Genomic DNA, 19,064 nt, shown 5'->3' with positions numbered 1-19,064 from the left:
GGGTCAGAACGCGATCTGCGCCGACACGTACGCGCCGGTCTGCCGGCGCGTGACAACGCCCGGCACGATCTTGCCGAGGTCGGCGTACGCTGCGGTCAGCGAGAAGCTCTTGCAGGGCGCCCACGCGACGAAGAGGTCGGCCCAGTCATCTTCCTTCAATGCGCCGGCACCAAGCGCGCTGTTGTCGCGCAAGTTGTCCGGCTTCGCGCGGTATTCGATGCCGGCCGCGATGCGCTTGCTGAACAGGTAGGCGAGCGACAGCTCGGGCTGCACCCGGTAGCGGTCGTGCTCGGTGGCGCCGAAGCCGAGCAGGCCGTTCTGGTTCGCCTTGGTCGCACGCAGCGTCAGGTTGACGAGGACGCCCTGGCCGAGGAACAGCTTGGTCGCGCTGACGTAGAGGTCGGTGCCGCTGTCCTTCGCGCCGAACGCGGTCAGCACGTCGGCCAGCGGCCCGGCGTGGGCCTTCTTGTGCTGCAAGCCGACGGCGACCTGCGGCATCCAGCGGTCGCTGTCGAGCACCGCGTCACCGGCCACGCGCACCTTCAGGCCGACGATGTCCTGCTTCAGCCGCAAGTCGTTGAACGACGGATCGCCGAGCACGCCGGCGAGCGCGCCGCCGACCGGGCCGGTGTCGAAATCCTGGTGGGCGAGCGAGAGCTCGAAGCGATCGTCCCAGGCGATCGCGACGCCGTAGCCGGTCAGGCCGTAGTCCTGCGTCTTCACGCGGGTCGCGAAGGCCGATCCGCCGAACTCGCCGGCCGTGCCGTAGCCGCCGGTCACCGCCCACGGGGTCAGGCCGCCGCCGGCCGCGCCGTCGATGCTGCTGACGCCGCCGGTCAGCAGCAGCTTGCCGCTGTGCATGCTGCTCTGGGCCAGCGCCGGCGCGCTCGCCAGCGCCAGCGGAAGGACGGCGCACGCAAGCGCCAGGCGATGCAAGGGCATGGAGTCTCCTCAAGTTCGTCCGCGGATCTACGCATTGAGGTCGGCCACGGATGCAGTCTGCCGATCACGCAGGGGCGGATCGTCCATCGAACGTGAATTGTTGGCAAGATGAGCTACGGGTCTTGCTGGTCGAACAGCGGCATCGGGCCGTAATTGGGTTCGGGCTCGTGCACCTCGGGTGCGGCCGCCGTCGGCGCCACCAGCTCGCTCAGCGTCGCCAGGTTGCCGGCGCGCACACCCAGCAGCCGCAGCCGGCGCGACAGGTCGACGCGCTTCAGGCATTCGCCGGCCGCGCGGCGGATCGTGCGGGCGTCCATCGTGTGGGCCGGCAAGGTCAGGTCGCGGGTGACGATCCTGAAGTCGTCGAAGCGCAGCTTGATGCCGATGGTCTTGCCGGCGTAGCCCTTGCGCGCGAGGTCGCCGGCCAGCTCGACGCACAGCTCGGTGAAGATGGCCGACAGCGTGGGCCGGTCGCGCACCGCATGCAGGTCGCGGTCGAAGGTGGTCTCGCGGCTGATCGACTTCGGCTCGCTGTAGGTGACCACTGGCCGCTCGTCGCGGCCGTGCGAGGCCTCGTGCAGCCACGCACCGTAGCTCCTGCCGAAGTGCTCGACCAGCCACGCCGGGTCGGCCGCGGCGATGTCGCCGATCGTGTGGAGGCCGAAGCCGGCCAGCTTCTCGCTCGCCTTCGGGCCGATGCCGTTGACCTTCTTCGCGGCCAATGGCCAGATGCGCGACGGGATCTCGTCGAACGACAGCAGCGTCAGGCCGTTCGGCTTGTCGAGTTCGGAACACAGCTTGGACAGCAGCTTGTTCGGCGTGATGCCGACCGAGCAGGTCAGGCCGGTGGCGTCGAACACTGCGTCTTTCAGCGCGCGGCCGAGGCTCGCGCCGGCGTCGTGCTGCGAGCCCGGCACGTCGGTCAGGTCGATGTAGATCTCGTCGATGCCGCGGTCTTCGACCACCGGCGCGATCTGCCGCACCGCGGCCTTGAACAGGCGCGAGTACCGGCGGTATTCGTCGAAGTCGACCGGCAGCAGGATCGCATCGGGCGCGAGCGCCGCCGCCTTCATCATGCCCATCGCCGAGAACACGCCGAGCGCGCGCGCCGCGTACGTGGAGGTGGTGATGACGCCGCGGCCGGTGTAGTCGCGCAGCTTCGCGTAGCGCCACGAGCCGTCGGCCAGCTGCCGGGGCTTGCTGTCGCGCCCGCCGCCGATCACGACGGCCTGGCCGCGCAGCTCGGGGTAGCGCAGCAGTTCGACGGACGCATAGAAGGCGTCCATGTCGAGGTGGGCGATCAGGCGTCGGGTCATGGTGCGGGCTGTACGGATCCACAGTATCGCGCGCCGCGCTATCCTCGGCAAATTCGCTGGGCAAATTCGCTGCGCCACCACGCCCGTCCCTCCCGATGCTGGATTTCCAAGCCCCGCCGATCGATGCAGCCCGCATGCGCCGTGCCGGGCGCGACCTGCTGTCGCTCGCGCTGATGGACGCCCGCAACCATTCGCTGCGCTGGCTGCAGGCCTTCGAGACCGCGCGCGTCGAGGTGCCGCAGGCGCTGCGGCCCGAGGTCGATCCGCCGCTGTGGACGCTGGGCCACCTGGGCTGGTACCAGGAGTACTGGATCGGCCGCAACGTGCAGCGCCACCGCGGCACGCAATGCGACGAACGCGCGCCGCGGCTGGCGTCGATCGAGCCCGGCGCCGATGGCTGGTTCGATGCCTCGCTCGCGCCGGTGGCCACGCGCCGCGTGCTGACGCTGCCCGATGCGCAGGCGGTGCGCCACTACCTGGCCGAGACGCTGGAGACCACGCTCGAGCTGCTGGAGCATGCGAACGACGGCGACGACGCGCTGTATTTCTTCCGGCTCGCGCTGTTCCATGAAGACGCGCATGCCGAGGGCCTGGCGGTGCTGTCGCAGCAGCTCGGCTTCGATGCCGGGCTGTGGCCGGCGCCGGGCAGCCTGCCGTCGCGGCCGCCGCTGCTGTTCCCGGCCGCGCGGGCGCGCATCGGCAGCGAAGCGGGCGAGGGCTTCGCGTACGACAACGAGCAGCCGGCGCATGACGAGCCGCTGCCGGAGTTCGAGATCGATGCGCAGGCGGTCAGCTGGGCGCAGTACGGCGAGTTCGTCGAGGACGGCGGGTACGACGAAGCGCGCTGGTGGACGCCGCAAGGCTGGGCCTGGGTGCAGGCCGGCGGGCGGCGCTGCCCGCGCTACGTCGACCAGATGCGCCAGGGCGTGCTTCAGCAGCGTTTCGGCCGGCTGACGCGCGTGCCGCTGGCGCAGCCCGCGCTGCACCTGAGCTGGTACGAGGCCGATGCCTGGTGCCGCTGGGCCGGCCGGCGCTTGCCGACCGAGGTCGAGTGGGAGCATGCGGCGCGCACCGGCGAATCGCGCGGCTTCCGCTGGGGCCAGGTGTGGGAGTGGACGGCCGGGCGCTTCCGGCCGTATGCGCATTTCGAGCCGGGGCCGGACCGCGGGCACACGATGCCGGGTTTCGACGACCGGCATCGCGTGCTGCGCGGCGCATCGTTCGCGACGCGCGAGCGGCTGCGGCATCCGTGCTATCGGAATTTCGAATTGCCGGATTGCGATACGGAGTTCACCGGGTTTCGCAGCTGCGCCGCGTAGCCCGGACGCCCGTCCGGGCTACAACGATGCGAAGAACGCGAGCGACGGCGCGAAGAAATACTCGCCGCCCTTCAGCGTGACGAAACCCGCCATGCGCTGCGCCAGCGTCGGTGCCTGCGCATCGCCCCAGCCGGCGCGGTGGCGGTGCTTCACCGCGCCGCCCTGGCCGGCCAGCGGGTCGACACCGGTGTGGCCGAGCACGAAGCCCTCGTCGTTGGCCCGGTTCGCCTGCGAGAACTCGAACTGCTCGACGATGCTCGCCTGGCAGGCCATGAACAGCAGCCCGACGCCTTGCGACGGCGCATCGCTGAAACGCATCTGCGCATCCTGCCGCCGCTCGCCGTACGGCATGCTGCGCCGTGCCATCAGTCGCGCGCGCTCGGCGTCCGGTGCGATGCCGAATTCGCGCACCGTGTCGCCGCGCGGATTGGTCTTGCGGATGTGCGCATGGAACGGGCAGCGCAACCCCTGCGGATCGTCGGCGTAGTCGAAATCGTCGGCCCGCGGCGGCGCCAGCCCGCCGCGGCCCTGCAGCGCGAGCGGCGTGCCGTCGGCGAAGCGGCCCACCAGCATCGCGCCGGCCAGTGCCGCATCGGCGGCCGCGCCGAGCTTGCGCAACCCGCGCGCCAGCGCGGCCTCGGCCTGCCGGAAGGCGTGCACGTTCTGCTCGAGCTTGCGGCACACCACGTACGAGCCGTGCGCGGTGGCGTCGTCGACCGCCGGGTCGCGCACCAGCACCTGCGCCAGCGGGAAGCGCGGCGACCATCGCCGGCTGGGCCCGCGGCGCAGCGCGTCGCTGGCCAGGTCCTCGTCGATCATCAACGGCTGGCTGCGGCCGGTGACGAAGCCGAAATGCTCGATGCCTTCGCCGCCGGCATTGCGCCAGGCGCGGGTGCGCTCGACGCCGAGCAGCGCGACGCCCGGCGGCAGCGCGCCGGCCCACGCCGCGAGCTGCGCCTCCACCTGCGGCGCATCGCCGGCCAGTTGCACAAGCGCATGCACCTCGCCGCGCCATGGCAGCTCCCAGCCGGCGGGATCGGGGTCGCGCAGCATCGGCTGCCGGTCCTTCAGGCCTTCGGCGAACGCCGGATCCGACGGCCATCGCTCGCGCGGCACCTGCAGCGCGCGGTAGCCGCTCGCCGACAGCAGGCAGGCGACGAACGGCGGCGTCTGCAGCGGCCTGCCGGCCGCGCGCGCGGCACGCACGCGCTGCGCATCGGCAAGCTGCACATCGGCACGGCCGATCTGCGGCAGCAGCCCGCGCAGGAAGGCGCGCCCGGCCTGCGCCGGCCCGAAGCGCAGCAGCAGGTGCGCGGCATGCGGCCGGCCGTGGCCCTTCAGCAGGTTGCCCTGCAGCTGCGCCAGCAGCGCGCGCTCGGCGGCGGTGGTCGCCGCCAGCGAGAGGGTCTTGCTCAGGTCGACGACCGGGAGAGCCATGCGGGATCCTGGTGAGGCGGCCCCGAGAGCGTGCCTTCACGCCGCGCCGACGGCATCCCCAAGTTCGCGGACGACCGCCCCCCCCAGCTTGCCGGCGCGGGCTTGTCAGGCGGCCGGCGCGAGCGCGGTGTAGTCGACCGCCTGCTCGCCGCGGCAGAAGCCGTACAGCTGCAGGCCCGACTGCCGCGCGATGTCGATCGCGAGCGAGGTCGGCGCCGAGATCGCGGCCAGCGTGCCGACCTGCAGCCGCGCGCACTTGCGCACCAGCTCGTAGCTCGCGCGGCTCGACATCACGACGAAGCCGGGCTCGCCGAGGCGGCCGGCCAGCGCGCGCCGGCCGAGCAGCTTGTCCAGCGCGTTGTGGCGGCCGACGTCCTCGGTCACGTCGAGCAGCTCGCCGGCCGGCGTGGCCCAGCCGGCGGCATGGCAGGCGCCGGTGTCGGCGTTCAGCGCCTGCCGGGCCGGCAGCGCGGCGAACGCGCGCAGCACCACCTCGGACGGGACCAGCGCGTGCTCGGCCAGGCGTTCGGCGGGCAGCAGGTCGAGCTGCGCCAGGCTGTCGATGCCGCACAGCCCGCAGCCGGTGCGGCCTTCGAGCGAGCGCTTGCGGTCCTTCAGCGCGGCGAACGCGCGCGACGACACCGTCAGGTGCACCTCGCAGCCGCGCGCATGCGCCCGGACCTCGATGTCGCGGCATTCGTCGCGTCCGGCGATCAGCCCTTCGGACAGCGCGAAGCCGAGCCCGAAGGCCTCGAGGTCGGTCGGCGTGGCCATCATCACCGCATGCGACAGGCCGTTGAAGACCAGCGCGACCGGCGATTCGACCGCCACCACGTCGCGCCGCTCGCTGGCGACCGCGCCCAGGTGGCGACGCACCGACACCGCCTCGGTCGGCGGCAGGTGGTCGGGCAGGTCGCAGTCGTCGAGGGCGACGCGCGGGTCGGGCGCGGGCAGGGTCATGTCGGGCGGCGTGCAGCGTCGGTGGCGAAGGCCCGCCATTGTCCGCCGTCGTCGACCTGCAGGCGGACCCAGCCGGGGCCGGCCGCGTCGCCGATGCGGGCATCGCTCATCTGCGTGTAGAGGCGGATCAGCACGCTGACCCGCACGCCCAGCCGCTTGGCCAGCCGCGTCAGCGAGACGCCGCGGCCTTCGTCGTCGAGCGCCAGCAGTTCCTGCAGCGCCCGGTCTTCGAGCGCCGCGGGTCCGGCTTCATGCATGGGCCGGCGCGGCGTCGGCCACGTCGCGCGCATGGGCCACCGGCGTGTCCTGCGGGCGCAGCGTGAGCACCACCGGGATCGACTTCGAGGTCGGCGTGCGGGCACCGATCGCGAAGCTCTGCAGCGGCACCAGCGCGTTGGTCTCGGGGTAGTAGCTCGCGATGCAGCCGCGCGGGATGTCGTACTCGACCAGCAGGAACTTCTCGGCGGTGCGCCGTTCGTCGTTGCCGTCGTCGCCGAAGTAGACGCTGGTGATGTCGACCCAGTCGCCGGCCTTCATGCCGATGTCCTTCAGGTCGTCGCGGTGGATGAAGACGACGCGGCGGTGGCCATAGACGCCGCGGTAGCGGTCGTCCATGCCGTAGATCGTGGTGTTGTACTGGTCGTGCGAGCGCACGGTGGCGAGCGTCAGCACGACGGCATCGGTCTGCTTGCGGGCGCGGTGCACTGCGGTGTCGCGCGGCACCGGGTGGGCGCTGAACTCCGCCTTGTGCGAGGCGGTGACCCACACGCGTTCCGATGCGGTGTTGCGCAGCCGGAAGCCGCCCGGCTTGCGGATCTTCTCGTTGAAGCCGCTGAAGTCGTCGAACACCGCTTCGATCTTGTCGCGGATGCGGCTGTAGTCCTCGACCAGCCACAGCCACGGGGTCTTGCTGGCCGGCAGCGTGGCGGCGGCCAGCCGCGCGACGATCATCGGCTCGGACAGCAGCATCGGCGACGCCGGCGCGTTCAGCCCGGACGACAGGTGCACCATGCTCATCGAGTCTTCGACCGTCACGCCCTGCGCGCCGGCGGCCTGCAGGTCGACCTCGGTGCGGCCCAGGCAGGGCAGCAGCAGCGCCTGGCGGCCATGGATCACGTGGCTGCGGTTGAACTTGGTGGCGACGTGCACCGTCAGCTCGCAGCGGCGCAGCCCCTTCCAGGTGGCATGCGTGTCGGGCGTGGCGGCGGCGAAGTTGCCGCCCATCGCGAAGAACACCTTGCCGCGGCCGTCGACCATCGCCTCGATCGCGCCGACCGTGTCGAAGCCCTCGGCACGCGGCGGCTCGAAGCCGAACACGTCGGCCAGGCGGTCCAGGAAGGCCGGCGCCGGCTTCTCGTAGATGCCCATCGTGCGGTCGCCCTGCACGTTGCTGTGGCCGCGCACCGGGCAGGCGCCCGCACCCGGACGGCCCAGGTTGCCGCGCGTCAGCAGCAGGTTGGTGATCATCTGGATCGTCGCGACCGAATGCTGGTGCTGCGTGATGCCCATGCCCCAGCAGGCGATCACGCGGCTGGCGCCGGCGTACAGGTCGCCGGCCTGGCGGACCTGCGCTTCGGCCAGGCCCGATTCGGCCTCGATCGTGCTCCAGCTCTCGGCGCGCACGTCGGCCTCGAAGGCCTCGAAGCCGTGCGTGTGCTCGGCGATGAAGGCCACGTCGAGCACGCGGGCGGTGCCGTCGCGCTGCGCGCGGTCGTCGAGCTCGAACAGGTGCTTGCACATGCCCTTGACCAGCGCGAGGTCGCCGCCGATGCGCAGCTGGAAGTAATGCGAGCTGATCGGCGTCGAGCCGAGCGTGGCCATCTCGATCGCGTTCTGCGGATTCGCGAAGCGCTCCAGCCCGCGCTCGCGCAGCGGGTTGAAGCTGACGATCTTCGCGCCGCGCTTCGACGCGTCGCGCAGCTCGCCGAGCATGCGAGGGTGGTTGGTGCCGGGGTTCTGGCCGAAGATGAAGATCGCGTCGGCCAGCTCGAAGTCGTCGAGCGTGACCGTGCCCTTGCCGACGCCGATGGTCGGCCGCAGGCCCGAGCCGCTCGGCTCGTGGCACATGTTCGAGCAGTCGGGGAAGTTGTTCGTGCCGTACTCGCGCACGAACAGCTGGTACAGGAAGGCCGCCTCGTTGGAGGTGCGGCCGGAGGTGTAGAAGATCGCCTGGTTCGGGTCCGGCAGCGCGCGCAGCTCGCGCGCGATCATCGCGAACGCCTGGTCCCAGGCGATGGGTTGGTAGCGGTCGGAGGCCGCGTCATACACCATCGGGTGCGTGATGCGGCCCATGTCCTCGAGGAAGAAGTCGGACTGTTCGGCCAGCCACGAGACGGTGTGCGCGCCCAGCACCTCGGGCGTCGCGCGTTTGGACGTGGCCTCGGCGGCCACGGCTTTCACGCCGTTCTCGCAGAACTCGAAGGTCGAGGTGTGGTCGCGGTCCGGCCACGCGCAGCCGGGGCAGTCGAAGCCGTCCGGCTGGTTGGCCGACAGCATCGTCTTCGCGCCCTTGGCCGCGATGCCGTGCTGCAGCAGCTGCTGCGCGACGCTCTTCAGCGCGCCCCAGCCGCCGGCCGGACCCTTGTAGAACTCGATCTTCTGGTGTGCCATTTTTTCTCCGACTCCCAACTCTTCTTCAGGCGAAGAACTTGCCCACGGTCAGCAAGGTCTTGTAGACGCCCCAGGCCAGCGGAATGCCGACAGCCGCCCAGGCCAGCGCGACCATGAAGGTCGGCGTGGTGCCACCGGCGCCCGAACCCGCGCCGACGTCGGACGCGGCCGCGCGGTCATGCGCCAGGCGCTTTTCTTCGGCCAGTTCCTCGTCGCTCATGAAGTACTTGTCGGCCACCGGACGGATCGACAGGTTGGCGATCAGGCCGATCACCAGCATGCCGACCAGGATGTACATCGTCTGGTTGTAGACCTGCTCGCGCGGGATGCCCAGGCCGAGCTGGTAGTCGCGCATGTAGTTCACGACCACCGGGCCGAGGATGCCGGCCGTGGCCCAGGCCGTCAGCAGGCGGCCGTGGATCGCGCCCACCATCTGCGTGCCGAACAGGTCGGCCAGGTAGGCCGGCACCGTCGCGAAGCCGCCGCCGTACATGCTCAGGATGATGCAGACCGCACCGACGAACAGCAGCTTGCTGCCGGCGGTGGCGCTGCCGGGCAGGCTGGCGTACAGGATGCCGCCGAGGACGAAGAACACCGCATAGGTCACCTTGCGGCCGAGCTTGTCGGAGAAGCTGGCCCACACGAAGCGGCCGCCGATGTTGAACAGGCTCAGCAGGGCGGTGAAGCCGGCGGCCACGCCGGCGATCGCCGCCAGTTGCACCTTGTCGAGCGCGCCGAACTTGGCGTCGACGCCGATCAGGCTGCCGCCGAAGACTTCCTGCAGCATCGGGCTCGCGATGCCGATCACGCCGATGCCGGCACTGACGTTCATGCACAGCACCAGCCAGACCAGCCAGAACTGCGGAATGCCCCAGACCTTCTTCACGTGCACGTGGCGCTGCGTGATCATCGCGTTGCTCGTCTGCGCGACCGGCGGGGTCCAGCCTTCGGGCTTCCAACCGCTCGGCGGCACGCGGTAGCCGAAGGCCCCGCCCAGCATGAAGACGAAGTAGACCAGCGCCATCACGATGAAGGTCTGCATCACGCCGACGTCGGTCGGCGATGCGAAGGTCTTCATCAGCTCGGCGGCGAGCGGCGAACCGATCATCGCGCCGCCGCCGAAGCCCATGATGGCCATGCCGGTGGCCATGCCGCGGCGGTCGGGGAACCACTTGATCAGCGTCGACACCGGCGAGATATAGCCGAGGCCGAGGCCGACGCCGCCGATCACGCCGGAGCCGAGGATCATCATCCAGAACTGGTGCAGGTGGATGCCCAGTGCCGAGATCAGCATGCCGCCGCACCAGCACAACGCACTGACCACGCCGGCCTTGCGCGGGCCGGCCCGTTCGAGCCAGCCGCCCCACAGCGCCGCCGAGCAGCCGAGGAACACGAAGAACAAGGTGTACATCCACCCGAGCGTCGAGATCTTCCAGTCGCAGGTGGTGGTGAACAATTCGGCGAAGAAGCCGACGTCCGGGCCGCACTTGATCGCTTCCTTGATGCCCAGCGCCTTCGACAACGGCAACCAGAACACCGAGAAGCCGTAGGCCATGCCGATGCACAGGTGGATGGCCAGGGCTGCCGGCGGGACGAGCCAGCGATTGAAGCCAGGGCCGGCGATCGTCCGCTCCTTGTCGAGCAGTCCGGCGGCGCCGGCTGGCGCGGAGGTTGTCGATTCCGCTGTGGTTGAAGACATTCTTGCTCCCGGGTTTGTGAGTATCGGTATTCAAGATCCCGCCGGGCTCGCACGGGTCTTGATGCTGCAGTGACACGCAAGCTCCGGACTGTAGGCAGGGGCCGGCGTGGCGGCAATATGATGCCGCGGACATAGGCCCGCGAACAAGCAATCGCTTACATGGGCAGGAAAACGATAAGGCTGTATTCCGTGAACAAAGTCACCATCAAGCCGCAGTGGTCGTTGACGCGCGAAGGCGGCGGCACGCTGATGCCGCGGCTGATCGAACTGCTGCGCCTCGTGCAGCAGCACGGCAGCCTGGCGCGCGCGTGCGAGGCCAGCGGGTTGTCGTACCGCCATGCTTGGCAGATGGTGCGCGAGGGGCATGCGCTGTTCGGTGCGCCGCTGCTGCGCATGTCGCCGGGGCGCAACTCGACGCTCGCGCCGCTGGGCGAAAAACTGGTGTGGGCCGATCGCCGTATCACGGCGCGGCTGACGCCGCTGTTCGAATCGATCGCGTCGGAACTCGAGGCCGAGATCGCGCAGGCGATGGAGGAGCCGCCGGCGGTGCTGCGCCTGCACGCGAGCCATGGTTTTTCGATCGAGATCCTGCAGCAGCAGCTGGCCGCCGACGGCATGCAGCTGGAATGGAAGTACTGCACCGGCATCGAGGCGGTGTCGGCGATGACGAGCTGGCAGTGCGACGTGGCCGGGTTGCATGTGCCTCATGGCGAGTTCGAAGCGGCGGGGGTCGAGCATTACCGGCCGTGGCTGCGGCCGGGCGAGCAGATGCTGATCGATGTGAGCACGCGGCGGCAGGGGCTGATGCTGCAGGCGGGCAATCCGCTGCGCGTGCGCGGGATGGCGGACCTGGCGCGCATGGACGTGCGCTTCGTCAGCCGCGATCCTGGGTCGGGTACGCGGCTGCTGCTCGACCTGTTGCTGCAGCAGGCGGGGGTGGACCCGGCCGGGCCGGTGGGGCATGCGCCGTGCGAGCGCACGCATGCGGCGGTGGCGGCCTACGTGGCCAGCGGCATGGCCGATGCGGGCTTCGGCGTCGAGACGGCGGCGCGGCGCTTCGAGCTGGACTTCATTCCGCTGCAGACGGAGCAGTATTTCCTGCTGTGCGACGAAGCGTTCTTCGACACGCCGGCGATGCAGCAACTGGTGGCGGTGCTGGGCAGCGAGGAGTTCCGCGCGGCGGCGAACCAGTTGCCGGGGTATGACGCGCGGCATGCGGGGGAGGTGCATCGGCTGGAGGATGCGTTTGCGGGGCTGGGCTTGGCGCGTCGCGGCGGGTGAGGGGATGGGCTGGGCTGGGGGCTCATGCCGGGGCGGTCGGCCCTGGCGGGCCGACTCCACTGCGAAGATCGGCTTTGGGGATGCATCGGCAAACTCCCTCCGCTCACTTCGTTCGCTGTGGTCAAACAGTGCCGATGAATCAGTCCACGAAGCGCGCTGGCGCGCGCCATCCCCAAAGCCGATCTTCTCCGTCGCCCCAGAAATCGCCCCCAGCCCAGCCCATCCCCTCACCCGCCGCTCAACACCCGCCGCTCTTGGGCGAGGAAAAGACTGAAGTGACAGACGAGCATGCGAGCGCTGGCGCGCTCGTCGATCACTTCAATCTTTTCCCCCCAAACAGAGCGGGCGGTGCCGGCAAAGGCGCGGGTGGGGCGGCTGTGGCGCGCCAATCAGGGCGGGTCGCCGGAGCTGGCTGGTTGGATGGCCCCGCGCGCAGCGCGTTCGTGAACTGACTGTCGCCGACTGTTTGACCACAACGAACGAAGTGAGTGGAGGGAGTTTCGGCGACGGGCCATCCAACCAGCCAGCGGAGGGAAGTCAGCATCCCGCCAGGGATGATGACCGACCCGTCCGGCGCGCCACAGCCGCCCCACCCGCGCCTTTGCAAGCAGGGCACCCGCTCAGCAAGCCAATACCGACGCCTGCTGCTCCATCGCCCTCAGCCGCTCGCCGATCTGATCCGCCAATCGCTGCACCGCGCGACGGTGTGCCGCAGCGATTGAAGGTGCATCGGATCCCGCGGGCTCATGCAGACGACTCGTGCAGGCCACGGTGCGCACCGGCGTCGCGACCGAGGTGGCCGACCACGCCGCGTCGATCCAGGCCTCGCGGCCGAGCATCGATTCGAAACGCTGCACCTCGATGCGCAGGCGCCAGCCGCTCGCCGGGCCGGGCTGCGTGCGGGCGTCGACCGCGTTGAAGTGCTCGGCCAGCCTCGCCATCACCGCGGCACGCAGTTCGTCGCGCAACGGCGCGACCCAGCGCTCGCCTTCGAGCACGCGCAGGCTGTCGTCGCCGGCACGCAGCACCCATTGCGGCTGGTCGACCGCGGCCGGCACCGTCACCGGACCCAGCTCGACGACCAGCGGCGCGCCGGCGGCGGCCGGCGGCGTCGATGCCGGCGACGACGACACCGCCGGCAGCAGGCTGTGAAAGCGCACCGGCGGCTGCGATGCACAACCCGCCATCGACACGGCGGCCAGCAGCACCAGCGTTGTCCGCACTTCGACCGCCCGCCACGCCTTCATCGCGCGTTCTCCAGCGACGGCAGCGGCGGATCGGCCGGCTTGCCGCGCAGCAGCGATTCGGGGTGGCGCTGCAGGTAGTCGGTCAGCACGCGCAGCGATTGCGCGGCCCGTTGCAAATCGGTCATCGTCTGCTCCACGTTGCGTTGCACCGGCGCGTCGGGGTCGAGCAGGTTGCGGTCGAACTTGCCGAGCGAACCCTGCAGCGCATCGAGCGTCTTGCGCACCTCCGCCAGCGATTGCTGCGCTTCGGGTGACAGCTTCGCGATCGCCTCGCGCGCCTGCGCCAGCGTGGCGCGCAGGTCGCGGCCGATGTCGTCGAACGGCACCTTGTTGATCTTCGCGACGATCTCGGCGATCTGCGGCTGCACGTCCGACAACGTGCCCGGCACCGTCGGCACCTCGGGCACGCCATCGGCCATCGCGAGCCTGGCCGGGCGCGTCTTCGGGATGAAATCCAACGCGACGTACATCTGCCCGGTCAGCAGGTTGCCGGTGCGCAGCTGCGCGCGCAGGCCGTTCTCGACCAGGCGCTGGAACAGCTGCAGGTTCAGCTCGCGCCGCTCGGCCCGCCGTTGGTCCGGCGTCCGGGCCGGTGCAGGACGCTGGCCCGCACCGTCCTCGACCAGCGCACCGCGCACCGCGCCCAGGCGCAGCGGGTGCACGTCGGCGGTGACCTCCATCGGGTAGCGCTTGTGCTCGGCGTCGTAGCCGGGGCGGATCGCGCGCACCTCGCCGATCTCGACCCCGAGGAAATCGATCGGCGACCCGACCGACAGCCCGCGCACCGACTGGTCGAACACGAAGCGCAGCCGCATCGGGGGACCGTCGGGCGGCGCGATCGCGGCCTTGCGGTTGGTGAACAGCCAGAAGCGCGTTCCCGCGGCGGCCTCGGCCTCGTCCTTCGTGTCCGGCGTGGCCTGGTCGGAATGCTCGAACGCGACGCCGCCGCCGATCACCGAGGTCAGCGCCTGCGTGTCCACCGTCAGGCCGCTCGCGTTCAGCGTGAAGTCGAAGCCGCTCGCATTCCAGAAGCGCGAACGGTTGTTGACCAGCCGCTCGTACGGCGCCTCGATGAAGATCTGCACCAGCAGTTCGTCCTTCTCGGCGTCGAGCGTGTAGCCGACGACCCGGCCGACCCGCGTGCGGCGGTAGAAGATCGGCGAGCCCACATCGAGCGAGCCGAGGTCGGGCGCGCGCAGCACGAAGCTGCGGCCGGGCTCGCCGCGCAGCACGAAGGGCGGCACCTCGAGCCCGACGAAGGCCTTGCGGTCTTCGCTCGACACGCCGGCATCGGCGCCGATGTAGGCGCCCGACACCAGCGTGGCCAGGCCGCTGATGCCGCCGACGCCGATGCGCGGCCGCACGACCCAGAAGTTGGTGTCCTCCACCGCGAGCGACGCAGCCGAGCGCGCCAGCCGCACCGAGGCGATCACGCGCTTGCGGTCCTCGCTGAGCGACACCGCATCGACACGACCGACCACCACCTCCTTGTAGCGCACCTCGGTCTTGCCGGCCTCCAGGCCCTCGGCGGTGCGGAACTCGATCGTGATGTGCGGGCCGGCCTGCAGCAGGCTGTTGACGACCAGCGAGATCCCGACTGCCAGCGCGATCACCGGCACCAGCCACACCACCGACGGCAGCGAACGCTTGCGGCTGACGACCGTCGGCGCAGGGGGCGGGGACGGCGGCGGCGGCACGGGCGCCGGCGCGGGATCGGGTGCAGGTGGGGAAGCGTCGTCAGCCATGGGCAGGGGAAGGATTGTCGTCGACCTCGTCGGGCCACAGCAGGCGTGGGTCGAAGCTGGCGCTGGCCAGCATCGTCAGCACCACCACCGCCCCGAAGGCCAGCAGGCCGGGCCCGGGCTCGACGATGCCGAACGCACCGAAGCGCACCATGCCGACCAGCAGCACGACGACGTAGACGTCGAGCATCGACCAGTGCCCCACCGCCTCGACCAGCCGGTACAGGTGGGTGCGCGGCACGCCCCGCACGCAGCTGCAGCGCTGCGCGGTGAACGCGAGGAAGGACAGCGTGAGGATCTTCAGGATCGGCACCGCGATGCTCGCGACGAAGACGATCAGCGCCAAGCCCCACGAGCCGGCGTCCCACAGGTCGCCGATGCCGCCGAGGATGGTATGGCTGTCGCGGCCGAACACGTTCGAGGTGACCAGGATCGGCAGCAGGTTGGCTGGCGCATACAGCAGCAGCGCGGCCGCCAGGCAGGCCCAGGTGCGCTGCAGGCTGTCCGGGATGCGCAGGTGCAGCGCGGTGCCGCAGCGCGGGCAGGCGATGTCGTCATGGTCGTCGGGCACGCCGGCATCGATGCGCTGCGACACCAGCCCGCAGGCGCTGCAGTTGTAGAGGCGGGCGCAGCGGGCGTTCATCGGGGCACCGCCGCGGCTTGTTTCGCGTCGGCCTCGGCCTGCCACTCGCTGCCCAGCTGCCACAACCGGTGCAGCCCGGCGGCGCTGCTCGACGTCAGCAGCATCGTCAGCACGCCGTACGCGAACAGCGCCGGCCCCGGCACCACGCTCGCGAGCCCGGCGGCGCGCACCACCGCGACCAGCGCGCCCAGCATGAAGACCTCGACCATGCTCCAGCGGGTCGCGAAGCGCAGCAGCCGCATCGCGGGCATGAAGCCCTGCGGCAGGCGGCGCCGGCTCATCGGCCACAGCAGGTACAGGCGCAGCGCGATCACGAGGAACGGGAACACCACCGCGGTCGCGCCGGCCAGCATCGCGCCGAGCGGCTGGCCGGCCTCCCAGGTCTGCCACAGCGCTTCGGGCAGGGTCACCGGGTCGGGCGCGCCGCGCACCGAGATCGACACCAGCGGCGTCAGGTTGCCGATCACGAAGCACAGCAGCCCGGCGATCGCGAGCGCCAGCAGCCCGGGCAGCGAGACCCGGTGGCCACGGCCGAGCAAGGCCCGGCAACGGCGGCAATGCGCCGTCTGTCCCGGCTGCAGCGGCACGCGCGCGTGCACCGCATCGCATTGTTCGCAGATCACCAGGTCGGGCCGCGGCTGCAGCACCGCCACGTGGGCCGCATCGGGCGGGTCGGCGACGGGAACCGGGCGGGCGGCGGTGGAGTCGGTCATTCAGGTGAGCGGGACAGCGATCGCCGATCGTAGGGACGGATGCGGGCGCGGAGTGTAGGACAAGGGCTGATTTGCATGCCCGGCCGGGGGCTCGATCACCCCGGGCCGGCCGCGCGCAGCCGGCGGTAGACGGTGTTGCGCGCGACGCCGAGTTGCCGCGCTGCGAGCGACACGTTGCCACCGGCGGCCACGACCGCGCGGCGGATCGCGTCGGTCTCCAGCGCTTCGAGCGTCGCCGGTGTCTCGGCCGATGCCGCCCGTCCCAGCCCGGCTCGCAGGTCCACCGGCGCCAGCGTCGCCCGCGAGACCAGGCTCGCGGCCGACCAGAATGCCGGCCACTGGAACACCGCCCGCATGTGCAGCGGCGCACCGGCCGCCGGGCCGAGCACCGGGCGCAGCGTGATCGGCGTGTCGCCATGCTGGCGGCCGTGGTCGGCCAACGCGCCGAGACCGAGGCCCAGCAGCCCTTCGAGCCCGAGCATGCGCAGCGCGCCGATGCTCAGCCCGAGCTGCGCGAGCGCGCTGCGGTTGGCGCCGAGGATCGCACCGTCGGGGTCGATCGCCAGCAGTCCTTCGCGCACCGTGCCGATGCAGGCCGGCTCGGCATGGAAGTGCAGCCGCAGCCCGCTGCGGAAGCGGTCGACGAAGCACTGGTTCTCGATCATCCGCGCCGACAGGTCGACCAGCGCCAGCGTGTGCGGGTGGTACGAGCGCTGGTCGCCGCTGACGTCGAGCACGCCCATCACGCGGCCGGCGTGGTCGAAGATCGGCGCGGCCGAGCAGGTGAGAAAGCGGTGGGCGCGCAGGAAGTGCTCGTCGCCATGCACCAGCGTCGGTGCCTCGGTGAACAGCGCGGTGCCGACCGCGTTCGTGCCCTTGCCCGGCTCCGACCAGTTGACGCCCGGCGACAGCGCCACCTGCTGCGCGCGTTCGAGGAAGGAGTCGTCGCCGAGGCTCGACAGGATGCCGCCGTTCGGGTCGGTCAGCGCGACCATGCTGTGCGACGACGCGATCTGGTCGAACAGCAGCTCCATCACCGGCATCGCCTGCTCGTGCAGGCGGCGGTGCCGTTCGCGCGCTTCGTGCAGGCGCGCTGCCGAGGCGCGGTTCAGCTCGGGCACCGCGGCCTCGTCGAGCCCGAGGGCGGCGCAGCGCGCGTGCGATTGCGCGATCGCCTGCAGGTGCTGCGGCGACGCCAGGTCGGCGGCCCGTCGGCTGGCGGGGGACTGAGGGAACATGCTGCCTCCTTCGCGTGCCGCATTCTGCATGTTCGGGCGGGATCGCGCTCGGCAGCCCCTCGGCTGTCACAATCTGCGCCTTTCAAGCAAGGGCACAGGCGCGGAATGAGAGGCGCGGAATGAGCAGGGCGCAGCGGTCGTCGAGGATGTTGGTGCTGGCACTGGCCTGCGTGATGCTGGGCGCGGCCGCCGAATGGCAGCGTGCCTCGGCCATCGGTGCGACGGCGCGCGAACCGCGGCTCGCGGTGAAGCCGGTGAACGCCCCCGCGAAGCCGCCGCAGCTCACCCCGCGTTCGTCGCAACGCATCCCGATGCCCGAGGGCGTGCCGGCCGCCCATGCGAGCGCGCTGACGGTGCTGCCGAACGGCGAGCTGCTCGCGTTCTGGTGGGCCGGGTCGCGCGAGAGCGCGCCCGATGTCAGCCTCTACCTCGCCCGCTGGGCCGACGGCCGCTGGAGCGCCGCGCAGAAGGTGATCGACCGCGCCGGGCTGGGCCGCGAACTCGGCTTCGGCGTGCGCCGCATCGGCAACCCGTCGGCCTGGGTCGCGCCGGACGGCCGCGTGCAGGTCTTCATGGTCGCGACCGGGCTGGGCGGCTGGGCCGCGGCGCGCGTCGTGCAGCTCGAATCGACCGACGCCGCGCACAGCTTCTCGGTGCGCCGCCTGCTGCCGCTGACGCCGCTGGCCGACACCAGCGTGCTGGTGCGCAGCAACCCGGTCGGGCTCGACGACGGCGGCTGGCTGCTGCCGGCCTACTTCGAGCTGCGCAACAAGTACCCGATGGTCGTGGCCTTCGATGCCGACGGCACGCCGCGCTGGCTGAGCCGCATCGGCCGCTCGACGACCGCGCTGCAGCCGGCACTGCTGCCGGTGTCGCGCACCGAGCTGCGCGCGCTGATGCGCGACATCGGCCCGTCGCACCGCGTGCAGCAGGCGGTGAGCCACGACGCCGGGCGACACTGGGAAGACCTGCCGCCGCTCGACATCCCGAACCGCGACGACTCGGTCGCCGCGCTGCGGCTGGCCAACGGCGGCTACGTGATGCTGCACAACGACATGCTGCCCGGCGGTTCGCCACGCCAGTGGCTGCGGCTGTCGACCTCGGCCGACGCGCTGGCCTGGACGCCGGCGCTCGACGTGCAGCGCGGCCAGGCCGGCGACGAGTTCTCGTACCCGAGCGTGCAGCAGCTCGGCCGGCAGCTGCACGTCACCTACACCGCGCAGCGGCAGGCGATCGGCCACCAGGTCTATGACATCGACGATGCGGAGGGCGTGAAGTGACGTTGCCCGAACTTGGCGACCAGATCGTGTGGGCGCGGCTGGCCTGGGGCGTGGTCGCCGCGGCATTGATGCTGTCGCTGCTGCCGCTGCGCGGGATGAAGCGGCGCGCCGCGGTTGCGCTGCTGGCCTTCGCCGCGATGTGGCTGCCCGGCCCCGCGTCGCCCGCGTGGTGGCTCGGCCTCGCATTCCAGCAACCGAGCGGATTGTTCGCTGCGCTGTGCGGCGTCTCGGTCTGGAAGCGCTTCGCCGCGCGCCCCGACCAGCAGACGCTGCCGGTGGCGCTGGCCGCGGCGCTGGTGGCTGGCGGCCTGGTGCTGTATGCCGATGCGGTCGGCGCACTGTCGCTCGGCCTGTACCCCTGGGGCTTCGACGCGGTCCAGGCTCCGGTGGCCGGCGTCGTGCTGTCGGTGCTCGCGCTCGCGGCGAGCGTGCGCGGCCGGCAGCCGGCTGCTGCGTGGGCCGTGCTGCTCGCGCTGACCTTCCATGCCGTGACGCACCTGCCGACCGGCAACCTCTTCGATGCGCTGCTCGACCCGCTGCTGTGGCTGTGGGCGCTGGCGCGCTGCGTGGCGTCCGCCGTCGCGTCGGCACGGCCGCGTGGCCGCGCCGCCGACGCGCCCATTCCCTGATCGAGTCC

At 71.2% G+C, this 19,064-nt stretch carries 16 protein-coding genes; 4 read left to right on the top strand and 12 right to left on the bottom strand.

Annotated elements, in window-relative coordinates; genetic code table 11:
- Nucleotides 1-3 precede the first annotated feature (3 nt).
- Together FHT26_RS24640 and dinB are read right to left on the bottom strand one after the other, a co-directional pair.
- A complete protein-coding gene (locus FHT26_RS24640) occupies nt 4-942 on the bottom strand; it encodes a DUF3034 family protein (RefSeq protein WP_168562737.1) in 939 nt (312 codons plus the stop codon).
- 113 nt (nt 943-1,055) lie between these two features.
- Nucleotides 1,056-2,258 carry a DNA polymerase IV gene (gene dinB / locus FHT26_RS24635; protein ID WP_168562736.1) on the bottom strand — a complete coding sequence of 401 codons (1,203 nt, stop codon included), beginning with the start codon at nt 2,256-2,258 and terminating at the stop codon, nt 1,056-1,058.
- 95 nt (nt 2,259-2,353) lie between these two features.
- On the opposite strand from dinB, the gene FHT26_RS24630 reads away from it, so the two are divergent.
- The gene (locus FHT26_RS24630) at nt 2,354-3,577 is read left to right on the top strand and encodes an SUMF1/EgtB/PvdO family nonheme iron enzyme (protein WP_246868092.1); all 1,224 of its coding nucleotides are present in this window, start codon (nt 2,354-2,356) and stop codon (nt 3,575-3,577) included.
- Between the two features lie 18 nt (nt 3,578-3,595).
- Here FHT26_RS24630 and FHT26_RS24625 read toward each other — a convergent pair whose 3' ends face one another.
- From FHT26_RS24625 to FHT26_RS24605, 5 genes are all read right to left on the bottom strand, one after another.
- Nucleotides 3,596-5,014, bottom strand: a complete 1,419-nt coding sequence (locus FHT26_RS24625; RefSeq protein WP_168562735.1) for a Dyp-type peroxidase — start codon at nt 5,012-5,014, stop codon at nt 3,596-3,598.
- A 105-nt stretch (nt 5,015-5,119) separates the two neighbouring features.
- Nucleotides 5,120-5,974: a formate dehydrogenase accessory sulfurtransferase FdhD gene (gene fdhD, locus FHT26_RS24620; RefSeq protein WP_168562734.1), complete on the bottom strand. Its 855-nt coding sequence runs from the start codon at nt 5,972-5,974 to the stop codon at nt 5,120-5,122.
- On the bottom strand, nt 5,971-6,231 hold the full coding sequence (locus FHT26_RS24615) for a hypothetical protein (RefSeq protein WP_168562733.1): 261 nt from the start codon (nt 6,229-6,231) through the stop codon (nt 5,971-5,973). Before FHT26_RS24615 ends, fdhD begins: the two co-directional genes overlap by 4 nt.
- Complete coding sequence (locus FHT26_RS24610) at nt 6,224-8,584, bottom strand: FdhF/YdeP family oxidoreductase (protein ID WP_168562732.1); 2,361 nt, start codon at nt 8,582-8,584, stop codon at nt 6,224-6,226. Before FHT26_RS24610 ends, FHT26_RS24615 begins: the two co-directional genes overlap by 8 nt.
- Before the next feature lie 25 nt (nt 8,585-8,609).
- Complete coding sequence (locus FHT26_RS24605; protein WP_168562731.1) at nt 8,610-10,283, bottom strand: OFA family MFS transporter; 1,674 nt, start codon at nt 10,281-10,283, stop codon at nt 8,610-8,612.
- Nucleotides 10,284-10,472: 189 nt separating this feature from the next.
- On the opposite strand from FHT26_RS24605, the gene FHT26_RS24600 reads away from it, so the two are divergent.
- On the top strand, nt 10,473-11,564 hold the full coding sequence (locus tag FHT26_RS24600) for a substrate-binding domain-containing protein (RefSeq protein WP_168562730.1): 1,092 nt from the start codon (nt 10,473-10,475) through the stop codon (nt 11,562-11,564).
- Nucleotides 11,565-12,184: 620 nt separating this feature from the next.
- Here the strand turns inward: FHT26_RS24600 and FHT26_RS24595 are convergent.
- The 5 genes from FHT26_RS24595 to FHT26_RS30165 form a co-directional block, all read right to left on the bottom strand.
- Nucleotides 12,185-12,811, bottom strand: coding sequence for a PqiC family protein (locus tag FHT26_RS24595; RefSeq protein WP_168562729.1), 627 nt, complete (start codon nt 12,809-12,811; stop codon nt 12,185-12,187).
- On the bottom strand, nt 12,808-14,556 hold the full coding sequence (locus tag FHT26_RS24590) for a PqiB family protein (protein ID WP_168562728.1): 1,749 nt from the start codon (nt 14,554-14,556) through the stop codon (nt 12,808-12,810). Before FHT26_RS24590 ends, FHT26_RS24595 begins: the two co-directional genes overlap by 4 nt.
- Complete coding sequence (locus FHT26_RS24585) at nt 14,549-15,196, bottom strand: paraquat-inducible protein A (protein WP_168562727.1); 648 nt, start codon at nt 15,194-15,196, stop codon at nt 14,549-14,551. The genes FHT26_RS24590 and FHT26_RS24585 overlap by 8 nt, the downstream gene beginning before the upstream one ends.
- Nucleotides 15,193-15,909 (bottom strand): paraquat-inducible protein A, encoded by a 717-nt coding sequence (locus FHT26_RS24580; RefSeq protein ID WP_168562726.1) that lies wholly within the window; start codon nt 15,907-15,909, stop codon nt 15,193-15,195. Before FHT26_RS24580 ends, FHT26_RS24585 begins: the two co-directional genes overlap by 4 nt.
- 95 nt (nt 15,910-16,004) lie before the next feature.
- Nucleotides 16,005-17,147 carry a helix-turn-helix domain-containing protein gene (locus FHT26_RS30165; protein WP_246868091.1) on the bottom strand — a complete coding sequence of 381 codons (1,143 nt, stop codon included), beginning with the start codon at nt 17,145-17,147 and terminating at the stop codon, nt 16,005-16,007.
- Nucleotides 17,148-17,293: 146 nt separating this feature from the next.
- Between FHT26_RS30165 and FHT26_RS24570 the strand changes: the two genes are divergently transcribed.
- Both FHT26_RS24570 and FHT26_RS24565 read left to right on the top strand, forming a co-directional pair.
- The gene (locus tag FHT26_RS24570; RefSeq protein ID WP_246868090.1) at nt 17,294-18,427 is read left to right on the top strand and encodes a sialidase family protein; all 1,134 of its coding nucleotides are present in this window, start codon (nt 17,294-17,296) and stop codon (nt 18,425-18,427) included.
- A complete protein-coding gene (locus tag FHT26_RS24565) occupies nt 18,424-19,056 on the top strand; it encodes a hypothetical protein (protein ID WP_168562724.1) in 633 nt (210 codons plus the stop codon). Before FHT26_RS24570 ends, FHT26_RS24565 begins: the two co-directional genes overlap by 4 nt.
- Nucleotides 19,057-19,064 lie beyond the last annotated feature (8 nt).

Origin of the sequence: Rhizobacter sp. SG703, assembly GCF_012275445.1 — a bacterium.
GTDB lineage: Bacteria > Pseudomonadota > Gammaproteobacteria > Burkholderiales > Burkholderiaceae_C > Rhizobacter.
Note: the sequence above shows the minus strand (reverse complement) of the source record. Positions and strands in the feature narration are given on the sequence as shown.